Below are 1531 nucleotides of genomic sequence, written 5' to 3'. Positions count from 1 at the left end.
ACTCAACTTTCGCAGAGTGAAATTGGCAAATAAGCTTTGATATAACTAGGTAGGCCAGAGATCCACTGTTCCAGTTGACTTTGAATTAACTTTTTAAATCTTTTATTGGTCTGTTTTAGTGCGTCTTGAAGAAGCTCGATTAACTGCTGCAATGCAACAGCCCAATCAAGTTCATTTACTTCGTCGCAAAGTTCATAAAACAGCCCGCCTATTGTTCTTTGATCGGTGTTGCAGCGGTTTTGCCACGATAGCACGATAAAACGTGCAAATACAATAGTGGTATGGCTGATTAACCCATCATATGAGCGACTTTGGAACTCTTTTTCAAGTTTTAAAAGCGATTTTGTCGTCTTAAAGAACACTTCAATATCCCAACGCATCCCATAGATTCGAACAATTTCCTGTTCGGAAAGGGTGCAGTCCGTACTGAGGAGGGCAAGCCATTCACTTTTCTTGTTTCTGTTTTGAACGAATATAACTTTTACAGGAGTTCCATTCGCCATAACGGTACGGATAGAGCGAAGGATACCCTTCTTCGACTGTAGGGGTTGAGCCAGGCGATAGAGCTGCTTTAACGAAACCAGCTTTCCGTCAACGTTATATCGTTGTTTTGTTTCCTTGACCATGCCAATCACGTCTAAACCTTGTTCCACAATGGCTTTGACAAGTGGAGGCAAAGTAAACCAAGAATCCATTAGAACATAGCTTGCATTTATTCCACTGGCAAGCGCTCGTTTGAGCATACTAGGGATCTGTTCGGGTTCTGACTGTAAAGCATTTTTACGGCGTTTATACCCACAGGTACGTTTATCAATTTGTTCAGAGATTCCATTAATCTGAGCCTTCTTGGAACTGAGTAAAGAGAAGTCAATGGGCATGAAGGTGTAGCCGTCCGACCAGCCTAAAGTTAACATGCGAAATCCTTTATAAAAACGCATTTTAAGAGAAGCGTGGTCAAAGCAACGAGCCAGCAGTTCTACTTTTTTACTACGATTTCGATAAAACGATGAGTCATCAACAATGAAGACTTTAGGACGACTTTTGTCAGTAAGGCGTTCTACTTTGCGAATAGTAAATGTGCTCAAAAGAAGTAAAAACCGCCGCCAGTTGAACGTCGATTGGTTTAAGAAACGATACACGGCGTCCTTGGCTGGGAATTGATCTGCTTTCTTTGACTCAAGAAGAGAAAACCAATTCTTGTGTTGGAAAATCAAGCAGAAAACAAGTTGAAACAAATAAGAACAACTAAAACCAAAGGATTTTTTAATGCCAGCATGGCGTAAGTGCTTCTTCATTTCAAGCTCAGAAAAAACAGAATCAAGTTCTTTTGGTAGTTGATTGTATTGGCAATTTTGGTCTATCATGTAGAGGACACCTCTTCTATGTGGTAGTGATTTTTTGTCAATCTCACTATACCAAGGAACGAGGTGTTTTTCATTTTATATTCATTTTGTCAAACAACATAATGGATAGACTTAAAGTTCAATACAGCCAACGATTAGCACTTATTTTATTGGTGCGAAAGTTGAGT

General features: G+C 39.8%; 1 protein-coding gene. It reads right to left on the bottom strand.

Annotated elements, in window-relative coordinates; genetic code table 11:
• Nucleotides 1-2: 2 nt before the first annotated feature.
• Nucleotides 3-1364, bottom strand: a complete 1362-nt coding sequence (locus tag BpJC4_RS15750; protein ID WP_151698189.1) for an IS4 family transposase — start codon at nt 1362-1364, stop codon at nt 3-5.
• Between the last annotated feature and the right edge of the window lie 167 nt (nt 1365-1531).

Origin of the sequence: Weizmannia acidilactici (assembly GCF_008974185.1) — a bacterium.
In the GTDB taxonomy this organism is placed as follows: Bacteria; Bacillota; Bacilli; order Bacillales; family Bacillaceae_C; genus Weizmannia; species Weizmannia acidilactici.
The sequence above is the reverse complement of the archived record's forward strand: the minus strand, read 5'-3'. Positions and strand labels throughout refer to the sequence as shown.

Bases quoted from the DNA above. Each gene is read 5' to 3' on its own strand.
- BpJC4_RS15750 (WP_151698189.1), bottom strand. From the start codon at position 1,364: ATGATAGACCAAAATTGCCAATACAATCAACTACCAAAAGAACTTGAT.